This is a genomic window from Geotalea sp. SG265 (assembly GCF_022808985.1).
Classification (GTDB): Bacteria; Desulfobacterota; Desulfuromonadia; order Geobacterales; family Geobacteraceae; genus Geotalea.
In genome coordinates this window covers 89040-108255 of record NZ_JAKZFT010000010.1, presented here as the reverse complement: position 1 = coordinate 108255, position 19216 = coordinate 89040, and the positions used below count along the sequence as shown (strand labels likewise).

The 19216-nt window shown below is 52.1% G+C and carries 19 protein-coding genes; 7 read left to right on the top strand and 12 right to left on the bottom strand.

The genetic code is table 11. From position 1 onward, the window contains the following. Positions 1-30 precede the first annotated feature (30 nt). From ML541_RS12885 to ML541_RS12865, 5 genes are all read right to left on the bottom strand, one after another. Complete coding sequence (locus ML541_RS12885; protein ID WP_243373439.1) at positions 31-1134, bottom strand: sugar transferase; 1104 nt, start codon at positions 1132-1134, stop codon at positions 31-33. A gap of 62 nt (positions 1135-1196) precedes the next feature. Continuing rightward, positions 1197-1937 carry a hypothetical protein gene (locus ML541_RS12880; protein ID WP_243373437.1) on the bottom strand — a complete coding sequence of 247 codons (741 nt, stop codon included), beginning with the start codon at positions 1935-1937 and terminating at the stop codon, positions 1197-1199. A gap of 42 nt (positions 1938-1979) precedes the next feature. Beyond that, positions 1980-3182, bottom strand: coding sequence for an AAA family ATPase (locus tag ML541_RS12875; protein ID WP_243373435.1), 1203 nt, complete (start codon positions 3180-3182; stop codon positions 1980-1982). A gap of 3 nt (positions 3183-3185) precedes the next feature. Continuing rightward, a complete protein-coding gene (locus tag ML541_RS12870; RefSeq protein ID WP_279342494.1) occupies positions 3186-4652 on the bottom strand; it encodes a GumC family protein in 1467 nt (488 codons plus the stop codon). A gap of 27 nt (positions 4653-4679) precedes the next feature. Further along, positions 4680-5372 (bottom strand): polysaccharide biosynthesis/export family protein, encoded by a 693-nt coding sequence (locus ML541_RS12865; RefSeq protein WP_243373431.1) that lies wholly within the window; start codon positions 5370-5372, stop codon positions 4680-4682. A gap of 375 nt (positions 5373-5747) precedes the next feature. Here ML541_RS12865 and ML541_RS12860 point away from each other — a divergent pair, with 375 nt between their 5' ends. The 3 genes from ML541_RS12860 to ML541_RS12850 all read left to right on the top strand — a co-directional run bounded on the left by ML541_RS12860 (position 5748) and on the right by ML541_RS12850 (position 9796). Then, entirely contained in the window at positions 5748-7151 is a 1404-nt protein-coding gene (locus ML541_RS12860; protein ID WP_243373430.1) for a malectin domain-containing carbohydrate-binding protein, read from the top strand. Positions 7152-7480: 329 nt separating this feature from the next. Next, positions 7481-8071, top strand: coding sequence for a TetR/AcrR family transcriptional regulator (locus ML541_RS12855; RefSeq protein WP_243373428.1), 591 nt, complete (start codon positions 7481-7483; stop codon positions 8069-8071). A gap of 162 nt (positions 8072-8233) precedes the next feature. Next, positions 8234-9796: an acetyl-CoA hydrolase/transferase C-terminal domain-containing protein gene (locus tag ML541_RS12850; protein WP_243373426.1), complete on the top strand. Its 1563-nt coding sequence runs from the start codon at positions 8234-8236 to the stop codon at positions 9794-9796. An 82-nt stretch (positions 9797-9878) separates the two neighbouring features. Here the strand turns inward: ML541_RS12850 and ML541_RS12845 are convergent, their stop codons facing one another. The 3 genes from ML541_RS12845 to ML541_RS12835 all read right to left on the bottom strand — a co-directional run bounded on the left by ML541_RS12845 (position 9879) and on the right by ML541_RS12835 (position 13339). Next, entirely contained in the window at positions 9879-11543 is a 1665-nt protein-coding gene (locus ML541_RS12845; RefSeq protein WP_243373424.1) for a methyl-accepting chemotaxis protein, read from the bottom strand. A gap of 127 nt (positions 11544-11670) precedes the next feature. After that, positions 11671-12489, bottom strand: coding sequence for a GNAT family N-acetyltransferase (locus ML541_RS12840; protein ID WP_243373421.1), 819 nt, complete (start codon positions 12487-12489; stop codon positions 11671-11673). Next, the gene (locus ML541_RS12835) at positions 12479-13339 is read right to left on the bottom strand and encodes a radical SAM protein (protein ID WP_243373420.1); all 861 of its coding nucleotides are present in this window, start codon (positions 13337-13339) and stop codon (positions 12479-12481) included. The genes ML541_RS12840 and ML541_RS12835 overlap by 11 nt, the downstream gene beginning before the upstream one ends. A 339-nt stretch (positions 13340-13678) precedes the next feature. Between ML541_RS12835 and ML541_RS12830 the strand changes: the two genes are divergently transcribed. The 4 genes from ML541_RS12830 (at position 13679) to ML541_RS12815 (ending at position 16717) form a co-directional block, all read left to right on the top strand. Then, positions 13679-13915, top strand: a complete 237-nt coding sequence (locus ML541_RS12830) for a helix-turn-helix domain-containing protein (RefSeq protein ID WP_243373418.1) — start codon at positions 13679-13681, stop codon at positions 13913-13915. Beyond that, positions 13912-14838, top strand: a complete 927-nt coding sequence (gene draG, locus ML541_RS12825) for an ADP-ribosyl-[dinitrogen reductase] hydrolase (protein WP_243373471.1) — start codon at positions 13912-13914, stop codon at positions 14836-14838. Before ML541_RS12830 ends, draG begins: the two co-directional genes overlap by 4 nt. A 385-nt stretch (positions 14839-15223) precedes the next feature. Further along, positions 15224-16306, top strand: coding sequence for a hypothetical protein (locus ML541_RS12820; RefSeq protein WP_243373417.1), 1083 nt, complete (start codon positions 15224-15226; stop codon positions 16304-16306). A 111-nt stretch (positions 16307-16417) separates the two neighbouring features. Then, positions 16418-16717, top strand: a complete 300-nt coding sequence (locus tag ML541_RS12815) for a hypothetical protein (protein ID WP_243373415.1) — start codon at positions 16418-16420, stop codon at positions 16715-16717. 321 nt (positions 16718-17038) lie between these two features. Here the strand turns inward: ML541_RS12815 and ML541_RS12810 are convergent, their stop codons facing one another. The 4 genes from ML541_RS12810 to nifX all read right to left on the bottom strand — a co-directional run bounded on the left by ML541_RS12810 (position 17039) and on the right by nifX (position 19195). Then, positions 17039-17836 carry an NAD(+)--dinitrogen-reductase ADP-D-ribosyltransferase gene (locus ML541_RS12810; protein ID WP_243373413.1) on the bottom strand — a complete coding sequence of 266 codons (798 nt, stop codon included), beginning with the start codon at positions 17834-17836 and terminating at the stop codon, positions 17039-17041. 53 nt (positions 17837-17889) lie between these two features. Then, positions 17890-18219: a NifB/NifX family molybdenum-iron cluster-binding protein gene (locus ML541_RS12805; protein WP_243373411.1), complete on the bottom strand. Its 330-nt coding sequence runs from the start codon at positions 18217-18219 to the stop codon at positions 17890-17892. A gap of 307 nt (positions 18220-18526) precedes the next feature. Continuing rightward, entirely contained in the window at positions 18527-18790 is a 264-nt protein-coding gene (gene fdxB, locus ML541_RS12800; RefSeq protein WP_243373409.1) for a ferredoxin III, nif-specific, read from the bottom strand. A gap of 18 nt (positions 18791-18808) precedes the next feature. Then, positions 18809-19195, bottom strand: coding sequence for a nitrogen fixation protein NifX (nifX, locus tag ML541_RS12795; RefSeq protein WP_243373407.1), 387 nt, complete (start codon positions 19193-19195; stop codon positions 18809-18811). Between the last annotated feature and the right edge of the window lie 21 nt (positions 19196-19216).

The window sequence follows — 19216 nt, the reverse complement described above, 5'->3', positions numbered from 1 at the left end:
TTCTTTCTTAGCAGTGTAATTAAAACCATGTCAGCATGCCCCCTTGCCCCTGACCACTGCCATTGGGGTCAGGAGCATGAGTTTTAAATCAAGCCAGAGGGACCATTCCCTAATATATTTGAGGTCGAGACGCACCATGCCGTCAAAGGTCGTGGAGCTGCGCCCTTTCACCTGCCACATGCCGGTCAGTCCCGGCTTTATTCCCAGGATACGGTGGCGGTGCCATAGCGCATAGTTTTCCAGCTCATAGGGAATCGGCGGTCGTGGCCCCACCAGAGAGATGTCTCCCATGAGAACGTTGAAAAATTGGGGAAGTTCGTCAAGGCTCGTTTTTCGCAAAAATCGTCCTACCGCCGTTACCCGTGGGTCATGCTTGATCTTGTAAAACTTCTGTGAGCCGCTGCTATCATTGCTCCGGTCATCGCCTTCCTCGATGAGTCTTTTTACATACTGACGGTGAATGGCATCATCGTTATTGACATACATTGACCTGAACTTGAGGAAGGTGATCTTTTTCCCGTACTGTCCGTACCGTTCCTGTCTGAAAATGACCGGCCCCTTGGAATTGAGCTTAATCGCCACCGAAATAACCGCAAACAAAGGAGAAAACAGTATTAGCCCCGCAACACTGCCGATAATGTCGATCAGACGCTTAATGATGGCCGACCCCTTGCGCGAATCATTGCTTTTGAGAACATCGGGATAGAACAGCAGACTGAACGGTTGGCCCTGCTCAGATATATTGTTTTCGGGAAAAATCTGGAAGGAAATGGAGATGTGTTTCAACGGAATTTTATGCAACTTTTCGGCGACCTTAGCCTGGATCTTCTTTGTTACCGGGGCTATGGCGTCCATGGCAATATCCGTTATAAGCACACCGATTGTGGAGGATCGCTTCACCCAGCCTCGCACATCCGTTTCACGGACTGATTCCGATACTATGTCAACTACTTTGCCGGCTATGCCAGTTCCAGCCGTTACGAGGCGATCCTTGAATTCCACCAACATGAGGACGAACGGTCTGTTTGAACGTTCCGATCTTTTCCGCTCGCGGCATAATGCCTCAGTGAAATACTCCTCGCTGTAGATGCCATACTCACGATCTATGAACCCAACACCGCTTGTCAGTTGCATGTCTTCCTCCTGGCCTTTCCAGGGATCCGGTGCTGCCTGGATTTAGACGGCGCAAACCTTTCTCAGAGACGCTTGTAAATGAACTCCGGTATGTGGAATCTTCGCCTGTTGAGGATGATCCCCATCAAGTTCCCGCCATTTCGGCTGATTTTTTCCTTCAGGCTCTCTGCCACCAGCCTTGATGTTTTATCTGCCTCGACGACCATGACAACGCCGTCTGCATAGCGTGACAGCGCGATGCTGGTGGGGGAAGTCGTTCCCGGCGAAGAATCGATGAGCACCATGTCGAATTGTTCCCGCAGCTGGGCGAATACTCCCAAGGTCTCCTCACGGTCATGGACCCTTGGGATCAATGCATGCTGAGCCGACAGTGGTGAAAGAAAAAGGCTTTTGTCAGCCACAGGAAAGCAGACAGTTTGCTTCTGTCCATAGCGGGCTGCGGAACAATCAACCTTGAAAAAGAGGTGCTGCGTGGGGTTATGGTGTGCAGCATCTATTATAAGTACCTTTTTGCCGAAATTTGTGATGGCTGTCTGGGCAAAACGGCGGACGATGGTCGAGACCCCTTCCCTCTCCCCGGCGGCAATAAATTGAATTATCTTCCTTGCCGGTTCGGGAAGCAGGTAATCGATGTTCTGATGGAGATTGTACATCTCAGCATCGGTGCCAATTGTCTTGTAGTCACTTTGATTGGCAAACCCTGGCGCCGATCCAGGCAGTGGCGGCTTCACATCCGAACCGGGGAAGATTTCGGGTCTCTTATCATTGTTTGCCTGCTGCAACGCTTCATAAATATTGCTCATCACGGTTCTCCTGACATAATGCAGCTGAGTGTTCTGAACTGATCAGTTATCAGGGGGAGGAAATGCGATCTTTTCCCCCTCTTTGATCTGGTCTCTGTCAAGAATCTGCGGATTAATATCCAGCACCATCCCGATCAGCCGGTCATTGACGGAGCCATAAGTCTGGTTGACAAGACGCGCCAGTGTGTCCCCTTTTCTGACAACCTTGGAAACAATCAGTTTCTTTGGCTCTTCCAGTGACTGCACATTGGCACTACCAGGCGGCAATGGGGCAACTGGAGCAGCCGGCTGCGTCCTTATCTGGCCCTGCATGTTCTTCGCAGCAAAGGCTGACTGCACCACTCGCGCCACATCATCGGCAAAGACGAACAGGACCATCATTGCCGCCACCAGCGACACAACAGCAAGATTTCTCCTTGATGCGTTGTTAACAGGCCTTACGCTGGCTGTTTCCCTAATGATCTCTCTGGCTAACTTCTGTGTCACCCTTCTTTCCTGCCTGCCGAAAGAAGTAATGAGACAGTTGTCGCACAGGGTGTTGATGACCCGTGGAATGCCATTTGCTTTGCCGATGATCTCCTTCAATGCTCCAGCGGTGAATATTTCGGCACCATGGACAGCTGTTTTTGACAGCCTGTGCCGAATGTACGCAAGGCTTTCTTCTTTCGTCAGCGACTGAATAATCGCCCTGATGGCAATCCGCTGTTTGAGCTGCCGCAATAAATGACCGTCCAGAATGTCATCCAGTTCAGGTTGACCGCATAAAACGACCTGGATCAGCTTGTCCGCTGTCGTCTCCAGGTTTGAGAGCATGTGCAATGCTCTCAAGGTCTCAACCGGCATGTTCTGAGCTTCATCAACTATCAGAACGACGTTCGCCCCACGCTTGTACAGGTCAATCAATATCTGATGAAGCTCGTTAACCATCTCGAAGACTTCTTCCGAACCGGGAGAAAGGCCCAGGTTCCGGAATATGGTCTTCAGCAGCGCTTTGAAGGAAAGGTTCGCGTTGAAGATATAGATGATCTTCAGGTTCGAGCCATACTTGCTTTCCAGGAACGATCGAATGATGGTAGTTTTGCCCACCCCGATTTGCCCGGTAATTGCCACAAAGCCCTTTCTCTGGACGACCCCGTAGATGATCGCTGCCAGAGCTTCCTTATTTGAATTGCTCAAAAAGAGCAGATCTGGGTCAGGGGTTATGTTAAACGGCTCTTTTTGCAGATTGAAAAAGTCCAGGTACATGTCCTAGCCTTCCTCATTGCAGACGACCGCAAGGACCGGCACTCCCAGGAGTCTTTCGACGGCAAGGGGATTGGAGAACGTTCGTGCTCTGGACTCGGACAGGAAGGCGACCCCGACACCAGAAATGCACCCAAATACAATACCGATTGCCGAGTATAAAAGTTTATTGGGTTTGACCGGGTTCCCCGACACAGCTGCATCCTGAATGACACTGATGTTGGCAATTTTCAGCCGGTCCATGTTTTCCGCTATACGGGCCTCCTCGGTTTTAGTCAGATAGATCTGGTAGTTCTTCTCATTCAACTGCTGATCGCGCTTCAATTCCTGTAGTCCTTTTTCGCTCAAGTCCAGTGATTGAATGTTCTTGTCGACCTGGCGCAACTGCTGGCGCAATGAGGCAAGTCTTCCTTTCTGTGAAGTGAGTTCCGTTTCCGCCTTGATAAGTTCCATTTCAACGTTCTGATAAATGACATTACTGCTTTTGGCCTTTCCGTATATGTCTTCTTCCTGTTCCTTTATGAAATTTTTTACCAGTTCGGTTTCTTTGCGGATATTTGCCACCAGTACATTATCGTCCTGATATTTTTTCAATAATTCGTGCTCTTCCAGTTGCAGTGCCAGTAACCGTGACTTTGCGTCCACCACTATGCGATCACGCTCCGAGTTGGTATATCGGGTTTTGCTCTCCGAAATACCCTTCAACTGCCTTTTCAGATAAGCGATCCTCTTTTCCGATTCATAGATGGAGTGTTCTGAGTTCTTGAGCAGTGTGTCCAGACCGAACCGCTGTTCCAGCAGCAGGGTGCGCTGTTCGTCGAGGGAATACACCATGTGGGCCTGTTTGTATGCCTGAAGATTCTGTTCCGAATCTCTCAGTCTTGTCTGATAGGTTGCCAGCTGCTTTTCAAGGAATGAGGATTTCGGGTCGCTGTATACCTGGAGATGCTTTTCCTTGAAAAGCTCGATCAGAGTATTGACCACCTTGGCCGCCACTGCGGGATCTGTGTGTTGAAAAGACACCATCAGCACATTTGATTTTTTTACCCCTTCGACAGTGATCTGTTTTTCCAGATTCTCAGCCGCAACATCAAGCGGATTCATATTGCCTGACACATTTTTTGAGAGCTCAGGATATATCTTGTCTATTCCCACTCTCGTAACCACATTTTTCATCATTGCGTTATTTTTCAGTATCTGAATTTCGGATGTCGTCAGCTCTTCTTGGTTCACTGATAGTACAGGTTTACTGCTTTCACTAAGTTCAGATCTGTTAAGATATTCACGACCGATCTTTAGCAATACGCTCGCCTTTGCTTCATAGACTGGAGGTTGCATGAATGCAATGCCAATTGCAGTTGTGGTGACAATAGTAAAGACAATAAGTATTACTGTCTTGTACTTGAATATCACAGTTAGAGCTTCCTTGAGAGTGAAGCTGGAATTTTCATGGCCATAAATCGAGTTTTGCATAATGATCCTTTTTGTTTTATTCGCTGATCACGGACCTACGCCGACACCGAACGGCACCGGTACCAGTTTACGAATGTGCTGATCCACCCATAGATCGATGCTGGCTATATTCGATTTGGGCACCAGGACCACGTCATTGGGCAAGAGAACGATATTCTGCATGTTGTCACCATCTTTGAGGATGCGTTTCAGATTTACAGGTGTGGTCACGAATGAATTATCCCCACCCCTTCTGATGATGAAAACCTCATCAAGGTTGGCTGTATCCTTGAATCCTCCTGCCTGTGATATTGCCTGAATGACAGTCATGGAGTCATTTAGCCCTATAAGCCCTGGTTTATTGACTTCACCATCGACGAATACTTTCTGAGCTGTAAATGATCGGACTATAATGGATATTTCCGGCTTTCTGATCAGGGGGGCATACTTGGTGGTGAGTTGTTCATTAAGTTGAGCCGGCGTCATACCTGCAACCATAACTTCTTTCACCAGTTGCAGAGAGATCCGTCCATCAGGACGAACTGCAACCAGCTCATTAAGTTCCGGATTGTAGAAAAATTTGATATCTAGCTGGTCACCCCGTTGAATAACATACTCCTGAAGAGCATTGGCGGGTGAAAGGACTGGTAACTGGGCTGAAGGAGGCTTACTGCGGCCGGACATGCATGCAGATAAAAGAAGCAGGACAAAGAGCAGGCTGAAGAAATGAGTCCGTTTCATAAGTTCCTTTACAAATGTCGGGAATTTTTAGCGGAACGCCGTAAAACCGGGACAAATGGAGCGCAGTCAATTAAATTAGAGAATAATAATTTAACTATTTTTCATACTACTACCATATAAGCCCATGTCAAGGAATCCAGGACTGTTGCAGAAACTTCGCGAAGAATCAGCAAGTTCGCCAAATCCCTCTCTGCCGCAAAAGTGACTTCCGTCACATCAAATTAAAGGCCCTCCCCGTACTCTTGTAATCTCTACTCTGCCCAACAAAACCCTGTGCCACAAACGTCTGGAGGTATCACCAACGTGCTCGTATCCAAAAAGCTTGGGTTCAAAGGTGTTCTGCGTCTCTCTCTGATATTAAGTGCATTGTTTCTCATGGCATCGTCTCTTTGTGCCGGGCATGCCATGGCAGCCCAGACAACACTGGCCTGGGATCCACCCACCACCTATGTGGATGGAACACCCCTGACCGCTGTGGGAGGCTACCGAGTCTACGCCGGAACTGCGCCGGGCAACTACTCACTCAACTTCGACGCAGGCACCGCCACCTCCTACACCTTCACTACCTTAAGCGATGCCACCACCTATTACTTCGCCGTCAGCGCTTACGATACTACCGGGCTCGCCAGCGCCCTCTCCAATGAACTGCTCTATGCCACCCCTGCGGCTCCGGTCCCCGTCTTTACCCTGACTGCCTCAGCCGGTGCTGGAGGTTCCATAACGCCGCCAGGCTCCACCATCATCTCCCAGGGGATGTCCCAAACCTATACCATCACCCCCGCCGCCGGCTATTCCATTGCCGCTGTGCAGGTTGACGGAGCCTCAGTGGGTACCGCCTCGAGTTATACCTTCAGCAACGTGAACGCCAGCCACACCATCCAGGCCACCTTCACTGCGGTCACAGCCGCCACATCCTTTGCCGTTGACTGTGGCGGAGCAGCGTACACCGATGCCGCCGGAACGATATATGGCACCGATAAAGCCTTCAGTGGCGGCAGTACCGGCAAAACCACCGCAGCCATTGCCGGCACGACGGATGACCTCCTGTACCAGAGCGAACGCTGGGGAAATTTCTCCTACAGCATTCCCGTGGCCAACGGCAGTTATACCCTGACGCTTAAATTTGCCGAGATATACTTCTCCTCAGCCGGCCAAAGGGTTTTCAGCGTCACTGTCAATGGCCAGACCGTGATCAGCAACCTGGACATCTATGCCAAGGTGGGCAAAAACACGGCCTATGATGTGGTTATTCCGGTGAATGTCACCAACGGCGCCATCAACATCGGGTTTACCAGCACCAAGGACTACGGCAAGATCAGCGCCATCAGGATCGTCCCTTCGGCGCTCCTGTTTGCCACCAACAGCGGTGGTGCCCAGTTCACTGACTCCACCGGCAACCCCTATCAAGCAGACGGCAATTTTAAGGGTGGCTATGCGGCCAAGACAACAGCAGCCATCGCCGGCACAACCGACGACACCCTCTACCAGAGCGAACGCTGGGGAAATTTTTCCTACACCATCCCGGCCGCGAACGGCAACTACCTGGTGACGCTGAAGTTCGCGGAGATATATTTCTCCGCCGCCGGCCAACGGGTATTCAACGTGGCCATCAATGGGCAGACGATGATCAGCAACCTGGACATTTATGCGAAGGTGGGCAAAAACACTGCTTATGACGTTTCGGTGCCGGTGGTGGTAACTAACGGAGCCATCACCATCACCTTCACCAGCACGAAAGACTACGGCAAGGTGAGCGCCATCCTGATCCAAAAGATGTAGACCTGCGATGCAATGCACTAGCCCCCTCGGTTCGCCGAGGGGGTTTTTTATTCTTCAGCATTTGCAAGGAAGGCAGTCGGGCGTGGGGAGTGAGCGACGAGCCGCAACGGCGAGCGGACACCCGCCGTGTATGGAACGGAACAGGGTTAGCCTAAGCATCGTGCGGCATGACGCGGACAGCACCGCAAGCTCCGCAGCTGTGGCGACAGAGCAAACGGACGACGTCGCGACTGCCTTCCATTTTCCATGAATTCCAACAGAGGCCTCTTATCATTTGCCATGTCTCATCTTTTTGGCTATATTCCCACCAGAAACGCCAAAGGTGAGAAATGGCAAAAAAAGACTACCGCAACAATCTTATCGAAACGGCCACCCGTCTCTTTGCCGAGCGTGGCCTCAACGGAGTCAGCATCCGCGAGCTTTCCAAAGCCGCCGAGGTCAGCATTTCCATGATCTCCTACCACTTCGGCGGCAAGGAAGGGCTCTATTCCCTGGTTCTCCAGGAGCAATTCGCCTGTTTCGAACAGATCGAGGCTATTAGGGAAATGCAGGATAGCCCCGTGGCAAAGATCGAGGCCTACATCCGCTGGAGTATCAGGCGTTTCAGGGAGTATCCCTATCTGATGCGCTTCTACACCAGCGAGCTCACCAATCCCACCCCCTATTTCGCCACCATCGTAGATCCGGCCATCAAGAAGATCATCCGTATCCTAATGGAAATCATCGAGGAAGGAACCTGCCTGGGCCATTTCCGCAAAGGGCTCGGGGCCGGAGATACGGTGCTGGCCATAGTCGGCATGGTCAATTACTATTTCCTCAGCACCCTTGCCACCCGCGAGATCGTCAGTCATTCGCCTGAGCGCGATGATGAAGTGATCCGCCACTACATGGACCTCTTCGGCAAAGGAATCCTCGCCTAATAGCAAAGCGTTGCACACCGCGGCCATAGCCCGCCCGCTACCTTGTCAATTGTATACAATTTCATTGCAGCCTCTTTTTTAAGATGTTAATATCCCAGAATTCGAACGAACGTTCGACCTGCAATATGATGCAGAAATTTCTTTCGGAAGAGGAGTAGGCAGATGTCGGAAATTCATGACAGAATCAGAAAAACAAGCCTCCACGCCAAGATCACCACTGTGGATAAGGTCATTCCCCTGTTCAAGAACGGAATGAACATCGGCTGGTCCGGCTTTACCCCGGCAGGTTACCCGAAACAGGTGCCCATAGCCCTGGCCGACCATGTGGAAAAAAACGGCCTGCAGGGAAAACTGAAATTCAACCTTTTCATCGGCGCATCCGTTGGAGTGGAGACCGAAGACCGCTGGGCATCGCTCAACATGATCGACCGCCGCTGGCCGTACCAGACCGGCAAAAATATCCAGGCAGGCATCAACGAAGGGCGCATCCGCATGGGGGACCGTCATCTCTCCATGTTCGCCCAGGATCTTGGTTACGGCTTCTACACCAAGGACAACGGCGGCCGTCTCGACATAGCCATCCTTGAATGTTCGGCCATAACCGAAAACGGCGGCCTGGTTCTCACCGCCTCCTGCGGTGCAGTACCGGAGATTGTGCAGATTGCCGACAAGATCATTATCGAAATCAACACCGCCATCCCCAACTTCGAGGGGCTTCACGACATCATCGAACCGGTCAATCCCCCCCACCGTCTCCCGTTCCTGGTCAGCCGGGTCGATGACCGCGCCGGTTCGCCCTATGTGCGCATCGACACCGATCGCATCGTCGCCATTGTGGAATCCAAGAACCCCGACAACGGCCGTTCCTTCAGCGAACAGGACGATACCTCCAAAGCCATCGCCGATAACATCATCGATTTCTTCAAGTTCGAGGTGGATAACGGCCGCCTGCCGAAAAACCTGCTGCCGCTGCAATCGGGGGTCGGCTCCATCGCCAATGCCGTCATCGGCGGCCTGGCCAATGGACCGTTCAGCGGCCTCAACGTCTGGACCGAGGTGCTCCAGGATACCATGCTCGATTTCTTCGATTCCGGAAAGCTGGACTTCGCTTCCACCGTCTCCCTCTCCTTCTCAGTTGAAGGTTTCAAGCGCTTTTACGCCAACTGGGACAAATACAGCAAGAAAGTCATGATGCGCCCCCTGTCCGTAGCCAACCATCCGGAGCCGATCCGCCGCCTGGGCTGCATCGCCATGAACACCCCGGTCGAGTTCGACATCTACGCCCATGCCAACTCCACCCTGGTGGGCGGAACCCGCATGATCAACGGCATCGGCGGCTCCGGCGACTTCCTGCGCAACGCCTACCTGTCCATCATGCACACCCCGTCGGCCCGCCCCACCAAGACCGATCCGACCGGCATCACCTGCGTTGTGCCCCACGTCCCACACGTGGACCACACCGAGCACGACCTGGATGTACTGGTCACCGAGCAGGGTCTTGCCGACCTGCGCGGCCTCGACCCGAAAAGCAGGGCAAAGCTCATCATCGACAAGTGCGCCCACCCCGATTACAAGCCGCTCCTCCAGGAATACCTGGACATGGCCACAAAGGATTGCATCGCCAGAAAAGCCGGCCACGAGCCGCAACTCCTGGACCGGGTCTTCAAGATGCAGGTCAACCTGGCCAAGAACGGCACCATGAAGATCGACAACTGGGACATCTGAGAATAGATTACAAACAGACAAAAAAAGGAGCGTTCCCGCGGGAGCGCTCCTTTTTTGTTTTGCAACCGTTAACACACAGGCGTCAACTCTTACATTCTCCCTGGATTGCTTCCAGCCCCTTGCAGATTTGACCAGATATTGCTTCCACCTCTGCCAGCCGTTGCAACGCCTCTTCCTGCTGGCCTTTCCGCGCGGCGATAACCGCTTCCTTGGCCAGGGTATGAATCCTCTCGTGGGGAGCTTCAATGGCTCTGAAGCTAGCAGTTTTGCCGCACGACTCCATACCCTCGCTGTAATACCATTTGCCGAAGCGACAGTTACGGTGGTCGGGAAGCTGCGCAGGATCCAGCTCCTGATGACCGTTGACGGCAGCTCCCACCTTGCCGACGAATAGCTGGTGGTCTGATTTTGCCAACTGCAGGATAAGCAGCTTGCTCCCCTTTGTCTTAAAGGCAGCAGTGCCGTTTCTCAGGCTTTCGCTGGTCTGGTTCAAAGCACTCGCCTCCCGCAGCACATCTGCCGACATTATCTCCATTTCACGGGCTATAGTGCTTGTCCTTTCCACATTGGCCGCCACATCGGAAGCTGTCGCCGACTGTTCTTCAACGGCCGTGGCAATCTGGACGATCTGGTCACGCACGGTCTGGACTTGGACAACGATGCCGTCCAAGGCCTCCTCCACCTTGCCGATAAAGCCGGTGGCCCTTTCCACCTCCGCTGAGGCGCTATCCATGGATACGGCAGTTCTCTGGGATTCGTCCTGGACCATGGTGATCTTTGTGCCGATCTCCCGTGTCGCTTTAATGGTCCGCTCGGCCAGCGCCCTTACTTCGTCTGCGACAACGGCGAATCCCCGCCCCTGTTCCCCGGCCCTTGCCGCTTCTATAGCCGCATTCAATGCCAGGAGGTTGGTCTGGTCGGCAATATCGGAGATCACTTCCACCACCCCGCCGATTTCAGTGACCCGGTCGTTCAGCCCGCTGACCATGTCGGCCAGTTCCTTATTGCTGACAAGAACGCGATTTATGGCTTCAACTGCATCGGCAGCCACGGTTTTTCCTTGTTGAGCTGTCTGTAGGGCGCTTCCGGAAATATTGGAAGCGTTGGCAGATGTCTGGGAAATCTCGGCTATGGTAAGGCTCATCTCTTCAGCGGCGGTGGCGATCTGGGTCGCCTGCTCCGTCTGACGCCTGGCCCCGTTGGAGGTGTTCTCTGCACGGTTTTTCAGGATGGCTGTGGTGCCGCCCAGACAAGCTGTCGTTTGCACGACTTCATCGACCACATCATGAAACTTGCCGACAACACCTCTGAAGGATTGTTCGAGCCGTTCTATCTCGTCCTTGCTGCCTAACGTTCCGTTCTCTTGACCCTCAACGATGAGACATCCTGCCTCAACGTCGGCAGCCATTCCCTGCATCTGGTTCACCGCATTCATGATCGACCGTCTGATCATGAATGCCGCCACCAGGACAAACAGACCGGCGACTATGACGAATACCATTGTTGCCAGAACATATACAGAGGTCTTGCGTGTCTCTACGATCTGTTGGGCCATGCGCTTTGCCACCTGCAGCTGCATTTCCTGGGTTAACCGACCTTTTTCCACAATTTTCCCCACAACATCCGTCTGCTCGCTGATTGACCTTAGACCGCCGGCAACCATGGAAAAGGATAGGATGTTGAGAGCAACCATGATGGCTGCAAGAAAAATGATCAGATACAGTTTTTTCCCCAGGGTAACCTGCATTACTACCTCCGATAAAAGTTATTACTGGACCTTGTTTCATCAATCGGAAGAAAATGAGCAACGCTTGAGGGAATAATCGCAGGAAATCGTAACCAGAAAGAAATGAATCAGAGGCAGAGAGCAATATTCAGCCCATGCTCCCCATGCTGGCCAGGGCATATATGAGTTGGGGCTGGTATGAGGGCAAGGCTCCTCGATACATGAGGATCGTCCCGCTGCACGGAGCAAAACCCCACTTGCGCAGGAGGAAGGCCGCATCGTCATTGGAATCGGGCACATCGAGAAATATCTCTGCTGGGCCTGCCACCGTCAAAGCCTGTTCCAGCAGGTCTTCCGCTGCTACAGTATTGCGGCAGCTCCATGGCCCCAGTTGCAGCGCCCCTTCCGTACCCTGTACCATGCAGAAACCATCGGCAGTTCCCACCACCGTCGCCTTCGCAGCTATTGTGTCCAAAATGAGGCGCCTCGTATCCCCCCATGCATGGCGATCGAGTGATTCAATGTCATCCGGCAAGTAGTTGGCCGGTGTGGCTGCGGCATCGGGGATACCGCTCCCACGCCAGCGGCTGATCCGGTCTATGGCAATGAAGCCCAGCTTTTCATAAAGAGGCTGCCCGGCCCGGGAAGCAGTCAGCCACATGGTCTTCACTCCCGCCCGATCCAGGGAGTCCATGGCCTGCTCCATGAGAAGGCGGCCGTACCCACGGCCCCGGCAATCCTCCCGCACGAGGAGATTGCCGATCCAGCCGCTGTTTACATACTTCACCGAGGTAATGAAGCCGGTCGCAATGCCGTCGGTGCTTGTCGTCCAGCACCCCTGCGGAAAATGCTCCAAGAGGAAGTCGAACTCCCATGATCCGCATCTCCAGCCCTCTTCAGCCGCCCACGAGAGGAAAAGGGGCACATTACCGAAGCGAAATGGCTCAAGCATCACTTCAGGCCGCACAACCCACCTCAGCAGGCTTGAAATCGTTGCCGATGAGGCCAACCGCATCGGCACGGCACTGGCGGCAATGCCGGAACTGACCGATGATCTTTTCGTTTGCTGCCCGTACCTCCTCAAGCTGTGCGGTGGTCGGCGGTTGATGGGAAGCAAAATCCGCTTGTGGTATAAGTGGCAGCACGTTCATGACCATGGCCCCCAACTCCTTGACTTTCGCGGCAATCAGCGGCACTTGGTCTTCGTTGACCCCAGGAATGAGCACCGTATTCACCTTGATAGTCATGCCGTACTCAGCGGCCTTCCTGAGGCCGGCAAACTGGTTGGCGATGAGCATCTCCACCGCATGGGGACCGCTCAGCTTTCGCCCCTCGTAAAGAATATGGGAATATATCTTTGCGCCGACCACAGGATCGACGGCATTGATGGTCACCGTCAGGCTGTGCAGCCCAAGTTCGTTGAGGAGGCCGATCTTTTCCGGCAGGAGCAGTCCGTTGGTGCTCATGCACTTGATAAGATGGGGGAATTCCTTGCCGATGAGGCGAAAGGTCTCGAATGTCTCCCCATTGGCCAGGGGGTCGCCGGGACCGGCAATGCCGACCACCTTGATCATGGGGCCGAGCAACTCGCTTGCCATCACCTCCCGCACCTTGACCAGGGCCTCCTCTGGGGTCAGTAGGCGGCTGGTGACACCGGGACGGGATTCATTGGCGCAGTCGTGACGGCGGGAACAATAACCGCACTTGATGTTGCAACGCGGCGCAACGGCCAAGTGCATGCGACCGTTTTTCTGATGGTTGCCACCGAAACATGGATGACCCTGAATATTTTTTCGCTCCGAACATAAATGTGCCATAGGCCTTCCTCTCCTTTGAACGTTCACAAAAAAAGCCCGGCAGGATATCTCCCACCGGGCTTCATTGCGCTCTTATTCGGAATACGCCGCTGTATTCCTGTATTCAGTTTCTCATTATATTGCCAGGATCATGCCAGCCGCTCCACATGGCGGTTTTACAGCAAACCGGTAAAACAGCACCGGGAATCGCCTGCTGAAATCCACCATCCTGCCGGATTTGCCGTCAGAAATGATCATTCTTTAAGCATTTCATGGTTCCGCAGGAGATTTCTCCTTTGCGGACAGGGGCCGTCCACACGGCATGTTAAATGTAAGGGATGGATGGGAAAGGAGACCACCATGGCAAAAACAATGGACGGAACTGCATTCGTGACTGCCGACGAAGCGGCAGAGCTATTGGGAACGACGGCCGTGCAGGTGCTGATGTTGATACGACAGAAGGCCGTGATCGGAAGCCTGGTCGAGGGGGAATGGCTGATAAACGCCGATTCGGTGCGGCAATGGCTGGCTGCCCCCGCCGCGAAGAAGCAGCTGAAAAGCTGTGCCGGCTCCTGCGCAGGTTGCAACTGCTCATGAATTATCAGCAGCAGGAACTTTTTTCCCGCAGCCAGGCGGCTTTTGTGGGCCTTGCCATCGGCGATGCATTGGGAGCGCCGGTGGAGTTCATGACTGCGGGAGAGATCAAGACGAAATACGGCATCCTAAAGGATATTGTCGGTGGCGGCTGGCTGCGCATCAAGGCCGGACAGGTTACCGACGATACCCAGATGACCCTCTGCGTTGCCAGGGCCATGGTTGCGGAAGGTGGCATGTCTCTCCGGGCCGTCGCCGACAATTTCGCCGCCTGGCTCAAATCCAGGCCCATCGATGTGGGAGACACCTGCCGCAAGGGGATCAGGAACTACATGCTGAAAGGGACACTGGAAACCCCATTCAACCAGTGGGATGCCGGTAACGGCGCCGTAATGCGCATCCTGCCGGTGGTTCTGGCAAACTTGGGAAATGATGGGGAACTGGAAAGCCAGGTGGTCGCCCAGGCCCATCTCACCCACAACCATCCCCTCTCCGACTCGGCCTGCATCTGTCTGGGCAGGATGGTGTCCCACGCCGTCTGCGGGTACTCCAAGTCACGCCTGCGCAAGGAGGTGGATGCACTGATCGCGGCCCACCCCGCATTCCGCTTCGATCCATACAAGGGACTGGCCACCGGCTACGTGGTGGATACCATGCAGACCGTGTTTCATCATTTTTTCCGGGGTAGCAATTTTGAAGAATGCCTGGTGAGTACGGTGAACCAGGGGGGGGATGCCGATACCACCGGCGCCATCATGGGCATGCTGGCCGGCGCCTATTACGGTATGGAGAACATACCGCGACGCTGGCTGAAGAAGCTGGACAGGAAAGTGAGGGAGGAGGTAACGATGCTGGCCGGGCGCCTGGTGCGGCTGTCATCGGCTGTCGATTTACCGTCCATCCGGCATACGCTGGAGGGCAGCTGAACGGAAAGCGGCCGCCAATATTACTGCGCAAGATTGAGTCGCGCCTGATGATTTAGCAAAAGCCTGGGAGCATGCTCCTGGGCCTTTTGCGTTTTGGGGATTACGGGCCTCTTTTATTTTTTCCCATTGAGTTGGGCAAATATTTGGTGTAGTGATGGTGGTGCTGCTGCAGGCGACCGGCATCTGTATGGTGGGTTTGAGGAAAAGAATCTATCTGTAGATGCAATGGATAAGCAGCAAAAGGTCAATTTTCATCTATGGGTAGATACTGGATTGGCATCTAAATGTAGATCCTTGCATATACATATAGATACTTGCATCTAGCTGTAGATGCATCACTCTAACTGGTCAATAACTTGTTATATGAAGAAAAGAGGAGAATGTGATGGAATCTACAGAAGGCTTTTTCTCGGAAGAGCGAACTCGACGTGCAATACAAACATTTCTAGCTAACTTGAAGGAATTACAAGCGACTGACCAGTTTGAACAGGAGCGGAATAAACATATTAGCTTAATCCTAAACAACATGTTTCGTAACGCAGGTCAGTGGGAAAGCTATAGTTCCGTCAACATCGGCTGGATTGGCAGACATTTTGTCTCCGATCTGTTAGATGAAAAGGCTACTCAAAGCAAAGAAGCAATAGATGACATCTATGCCATATGCTACAGATTCTTGTTAGAGTTATATCTCACAATGAAAAGCGATCTAGCCTTGGAGTACGAAGAAGCAAGAAGATTTGCTACTCAAAATCTTGAATGTTTCTCTGCTAATGCAAGACGGCAGATTGAATTTGCTACAAAGGACATGCCTATAGGCATTCTCAAAAGTCTAATTAATCATGAAAACATCGAAAGTATCATTAATTTCAATTCAACTATCGAAAATGCCAAAAACCTTAAAAAGGATTGGGACAATGAGCTAGAGTTAAAATTAAAAGAAGTAGAACAATTAAAAAACAATCTTGAACAGTATAAATCTGCTTTTAATTTTGTTGGGTTGTTCCAAGGATTTGATGACTTATCAACAGAAAAGAAAGCTGAAAAAAGATCACTACTCTGGTGTCTAAATGGTCTCGGAATGTTAGTAATATTGCCTGTGGCCTTTGAAATTACATATATCCTAAGTAATATAGAAAAACTTGATCAACTAAAAGGTTCATTAATTATTTTATTAATGCCAACATTATCTTTGATGGCTATTCTTATTTACTATTTCAGAATTTTACTTATGAATTTCAACTCGGTTAAATCACAATTACTTCAACTTGAACTGAGAAAAACGTTATGTAGATTTATTCAGAATTATGTTGACTATTCAACTGAGATCAAGAAAAAAGATAAAGAGTCACTAGCAAAATTCGAAAATGTCGTGTTCTCAGGGCTGGTTATGAGTGATGAGAAGCTACCGAGCACTTTTGATGGAATTGACCAGTTAGCTGCACTCATAAAGTCAGTCAAATCAGGCTGAATATAACTAAGCGCAAGACCGGCCCTAAATCAGGCCGGTCAGCTCTCACACGTTATGCAAATTGGGAACGTAGAACAGAAAGAAGCAATAAGTTGAGCACGGAAACTGCTAATGCCAGAAAAAAACACCAATGTAACTGATCTAGTTGTGTCAGTTTTTACCTCCAAGGAAATTATTATTGCAGCTATAGGCGGCGTCATTGGAACATTTGCAGCTCCATGGACTAAGTGGAAGTTTGAACAAGAAAAAATACGACTCGAAAACAGAAAAGAAAAAATCAGAAAGTGGCGCGAAGAGATCGACAGATCGGAAAATTATGTTTCCTTCCAAGACACCGAGACCTTTCATTATCTTAAAACAAGAATTCCAAGTAGTGAGCTTGAAGGATTTAGCTCTATCTGGAGAACATAGGCTGCCGATCGCATTAATCCAAACCCTGAAAAAGAAAAGCTTGGGCGCTTCCATGAAGAGGTCTCCAAAATAGAAAAAGAGTGGAAGATAATTTGAGAAATGTGCATAGCCAAGTCCTTTGACCTGAAGAGATAAAAGGGCCAAGTCCCAAATCTCTAATTTTGACTTTGGAGACGCTTGACCCCTAGTAGTACGCCAGAGCCGTTATCCCAGTGAAAGATAAACATAAAATCGATTTAAATCAAAGCGGTTGCAGTTGGAGTCCTAGCACACACATCGCTGCCAAAATGACCTTGAACCCCTTCAAATTCGGCATTTGCCTCACACCGTACAAGGCACAACCCGCACCCGGTACTCCCCGCCAATCACCATATACTCCCCCTCCCCTTTCATGATGCTGTTAGGAAGCAGGTCATTGTAAAAGAAGACCTTGCTCAAGGGCACCTGCACCTCCCAGACGGTGAAGCCGAATTCCCAGGCCCGCTCCTCCACCGAAGTGAACGATGAAAGGTTGTTGATGCGCACCAGCTGCTGCCTTTTGCCCATATTTTCCAGCACGTCGTGCTCATTGGCATCGAAGGTACCGCGGTAGAGGGTAAGCAGGCGCTTTTCCGGGTAGCGCCTTGCCAGTTCGTACTGGCCGTACTCGTAGAGAAGATCCAGCTGGGAGTTGATGGCATTGGTGCGGGCGCTTCCTTTGGTCCGATCCATGACAAAGACCATGTATTCTTCGCTGTGAATCCCGGAGATGCGTATCTTGTGGAACGTTGGGGGAAGTCCCATGCGGCTCTCAACCCAGCCCTTGAGGACGGCACCTTCCACGGAGTTGGAGTCCATCATCCACCCCCGCAGAAAGCGGAGATAGCTGTTCTTGATGCTTTTCCTGGCCATGTCCGTGGACTGGCTCTGCCACTGGTGGAGCTGGAACTTCACCGACATGTAGTCGTTGAAGACCAGCGCCCGTTCTTCGGGAGAAGTGAGGGCATCGAGCTTCTGGAAGAGAAAGCGGTTCGCCTGCCTGACTCCCTGGATTTCCAGCGGCTGCGGGTGATCGTTGAAGTGCCGGGACGCAATGACCCAGGGGGGGAGATTGCACTGATTGAAAGAGGTATTTTCCATTGATAAAATAACGTTCGAAGTTCGAGGTTGAAAAGCCTTTCACTCTTCACTCTTTAAAGCATCTTGGCCAGCTCAAGCAGGGTCGGCTTGATCGCTCCGTCGGCCACGAATACATCCAGCCCGAGGCGCTCCATCTCCATTTGCGGTGCCTGGCCGATCTGGGTGCAGACCACCGCCCGACACCCGGCCAGGGCCTCGGCAATGGCGGACAGCAAGTGGCCGCGCATGGGGTGGTCCTGGTCCAGTGAGCAGTACCGCTCCACCTGCTTTTCATCCACCAGCTTCGCCTCGCCGTCGGCAACGTCATAAATAAGGAAGCGCTCGGCATGGCCGAAGTGCTGGTTGATTTCTTCTTGGTCTTTCGAAGCTACGGCGATCAGCATATCTCCTCCTTCAAGGGACGAAGATTTCCGGAACCTGGTGGCGTTTTTGCTGCGAAGCCCGTTGTGCGACGTGGCGCTGCCACGCCTCCGCCAGCCTCCTCGCAAAGCCTTGCCAGAACCCGAAACTCTTCGTCCCATTGGTGTTTTTTAGCTTTTAACTCCGGCTGCGGATTTTGCGGCAAGAGCAAGGCAGACAAGTCCTGACGCGAAGGCATAGTACCCAAAAATCGGGCATAAACAGGGCTATGCCGCACAAGGAAGGGCGCAGGCGAACGCCACTATTGCCCAAATGCCACAGCCGTTTCTTCTAAGCAAGGACCGGCTCAAAGGAGAAGCACTTCTTCGAACACGTCCTGCCGCACGCCTGACACCCGATACAATTGTCCGGATTCGCCACCCGCATGTACATCTTCGCCGAATCGTCCTCGTCCACCTCTTCGAAGGCCAGTACGCCGTGGGCGCAGACCTTGAAACAGCGGGCGCAGCCGATGCAAGTTTCCTCATCGATTGCCTTGATAAATTCGGGGGTGTATTCGGTCTTGTTTCTTCTTAGTCCTGTAATGTAGGCCATGGTTGTTTCCTCCGTTTTTTATTCATCCAGAAAGGATGCGCTGGTATTTTTATTCATCGCCTTCCGCAGCCAGGGGGGTGGTGTACCCCTAAGCACCTCCTGCAGTTTGCCAACAATCTCGGCAACCGGCACCTCCACATTCGTCTTCATGGGATGGATCTTCCGCGCCACCAGCTTGGCCGCCGCCGGGCCGCCGATCTGCATGGTGTAGACGATGGAACAGTCGGCGATGGCATTGGCCCGGGCGGCAATGCGGTCCTCCTCATCCTCGCAGGTGGTGATGGCCCCCACGCTGGTCACGAAATGGGCTTCCTCAGGCCCGATCTCCCAGACATGGAAGCTGCTGGTCTGGCCGAAGTGCTCGTCGATAATGTCGCCGGTGCTGCTGGTAAATGCCACTTTCATATATGCCTCCAGTGGTTGTGT

What these genes read in the sequence shown, in the direction of transcription:
- ML541_RS12885 (WP_243373439.1), bottom strand. Translation starts at nt 1,134, where the DNA reads ATGCAACTGACAAGCGGTGTTGGGTTCATAGATCGTGAGTATGGCATC.
- ML541_RS12880 (WP_243373437.1), bottom strand. Translation starts at nt 1,937, where the DNA reads ATGAGCAATATTTATGAAGCGTTGCAGCAGGCAAACAATGATAAGAGA.
- ML541_RS12875 (WP_243373435.1), bottom strand. Translation starts at nt 3,182, where the DNA reads ATGTACCTGGACTTTTTCAATCTGCAAAAAGAGCCGTTTAACATAACC.
- ML541_RS12870 (WP_279342494.1), bottom strand. Translation starts at nt 4,652, where the DNA reads ATGCAAAACTCGATTTATGGCCATGAAAATTCCAGCTTCACTCTCAAG.
- ML541_RS12865 (WP_243373431.1), bottom strand. Translation starts at nt 5,372, where the DNA reads ATGAAACGGACTCATTTCTTCAGCCTGCTCTTTGTCCTGCTTCTTTTA.
- ML541_RS12860 (WP_243373430.1), top strand. Translation starts at nt 5,748, where the DNA reads ATGGCATCGTCTCTTTGTGCCGGGCATGCCATGGCAGCCCAGACAACA.
- ML541_RS12855 (WP_243373428.1), top strand. Translation starts at nt 7,481, where the DNA reads ATGGCAAAAAAAGACTACCGCAACAATCTTATCGAAACGGCCACCCGT.
- ML541_RS12850 (WP_243373426.1), top strand. Translation starts at nt 8,234, where the DNA reads ATGTCGGAAATTCATGACAGAATCAGAAAAACAAGCCTCCACGCCAAG.
- ML541_RS12845 (WP_243373424.1), bottom strand. Translation starts at nt 11,543, where the DNA reads ATGCAGGTTACCCTGGGGAAAAAACTGTATCTGATCATTTTTCTTGCA.
- ML541_RS12835 (WP_243373420.1), bottom strand. Translation starts at nt 13,339, where the DNA reads ATGGCACATTTATGTTCGGAGCGAAAAAATATTCAGGGTCATCCATGT.
- ML541_RS12830 (WP_243373418.1), top strand. Translation starts at nt 13,679, where the DNA reads ATGGCAAAAACAATGGACGGAACTGCATTCGTGACTGCCGACGAAGCG.
- draG (WP_243373471.1), top strand. Translation starts at nt 13,912, where the DNA reads ATGAATTATCAGCAGCAGGAACTTTTTTCCCGCAGCCAGGCGGCTTTT.
- ML541_RS12820 (WP_243373417.1), top strand. Translation starts at nt 15,224, where the DNA reads ATGGAATCTACAGAAGGCTTTTTCTCGGAAGAGCGAACTCGACGTGCA.
- ML541_RS12815 (WP_243373415.1), top strand. Translation starts at nt 16,418, where the DNA reads ATGCCAGAAAAAAACACCAATGTAACTGATCTAGTTGTGTCAGTTTTT.
- ML541_RS12810 (WP_243373413.1), bottom strand. Translation starts at nt 17,836, where the DNA reads ATGGAAAATACCTCTTTCAATCAGTGCAATCTCCCCCCCTGGGTCATT.
- ML541_RS12805 (WP_243373411.1), bottom strand. Translation starts at nt 18,219, where the DNA reads ATGCTGATCGCCGTAGCTTCGAAAGACCAAGAAGAAATCAACCAGCAC.
- fdxB (WP_243373409.1), bottom strand. Translation starts at nt 18,790, where the DNA reads ATGGCCTACATTACAGGACTAAGAAGAAACAAGACCGAATACACCCCC.
- nifX (WP_243373407.1), bottom strand. Translation starts at nt 19,195, where the DNA reads ATGAAAGTGGCATTTACCAGCAGCACCGGCGACATTATCGACGAGCAC.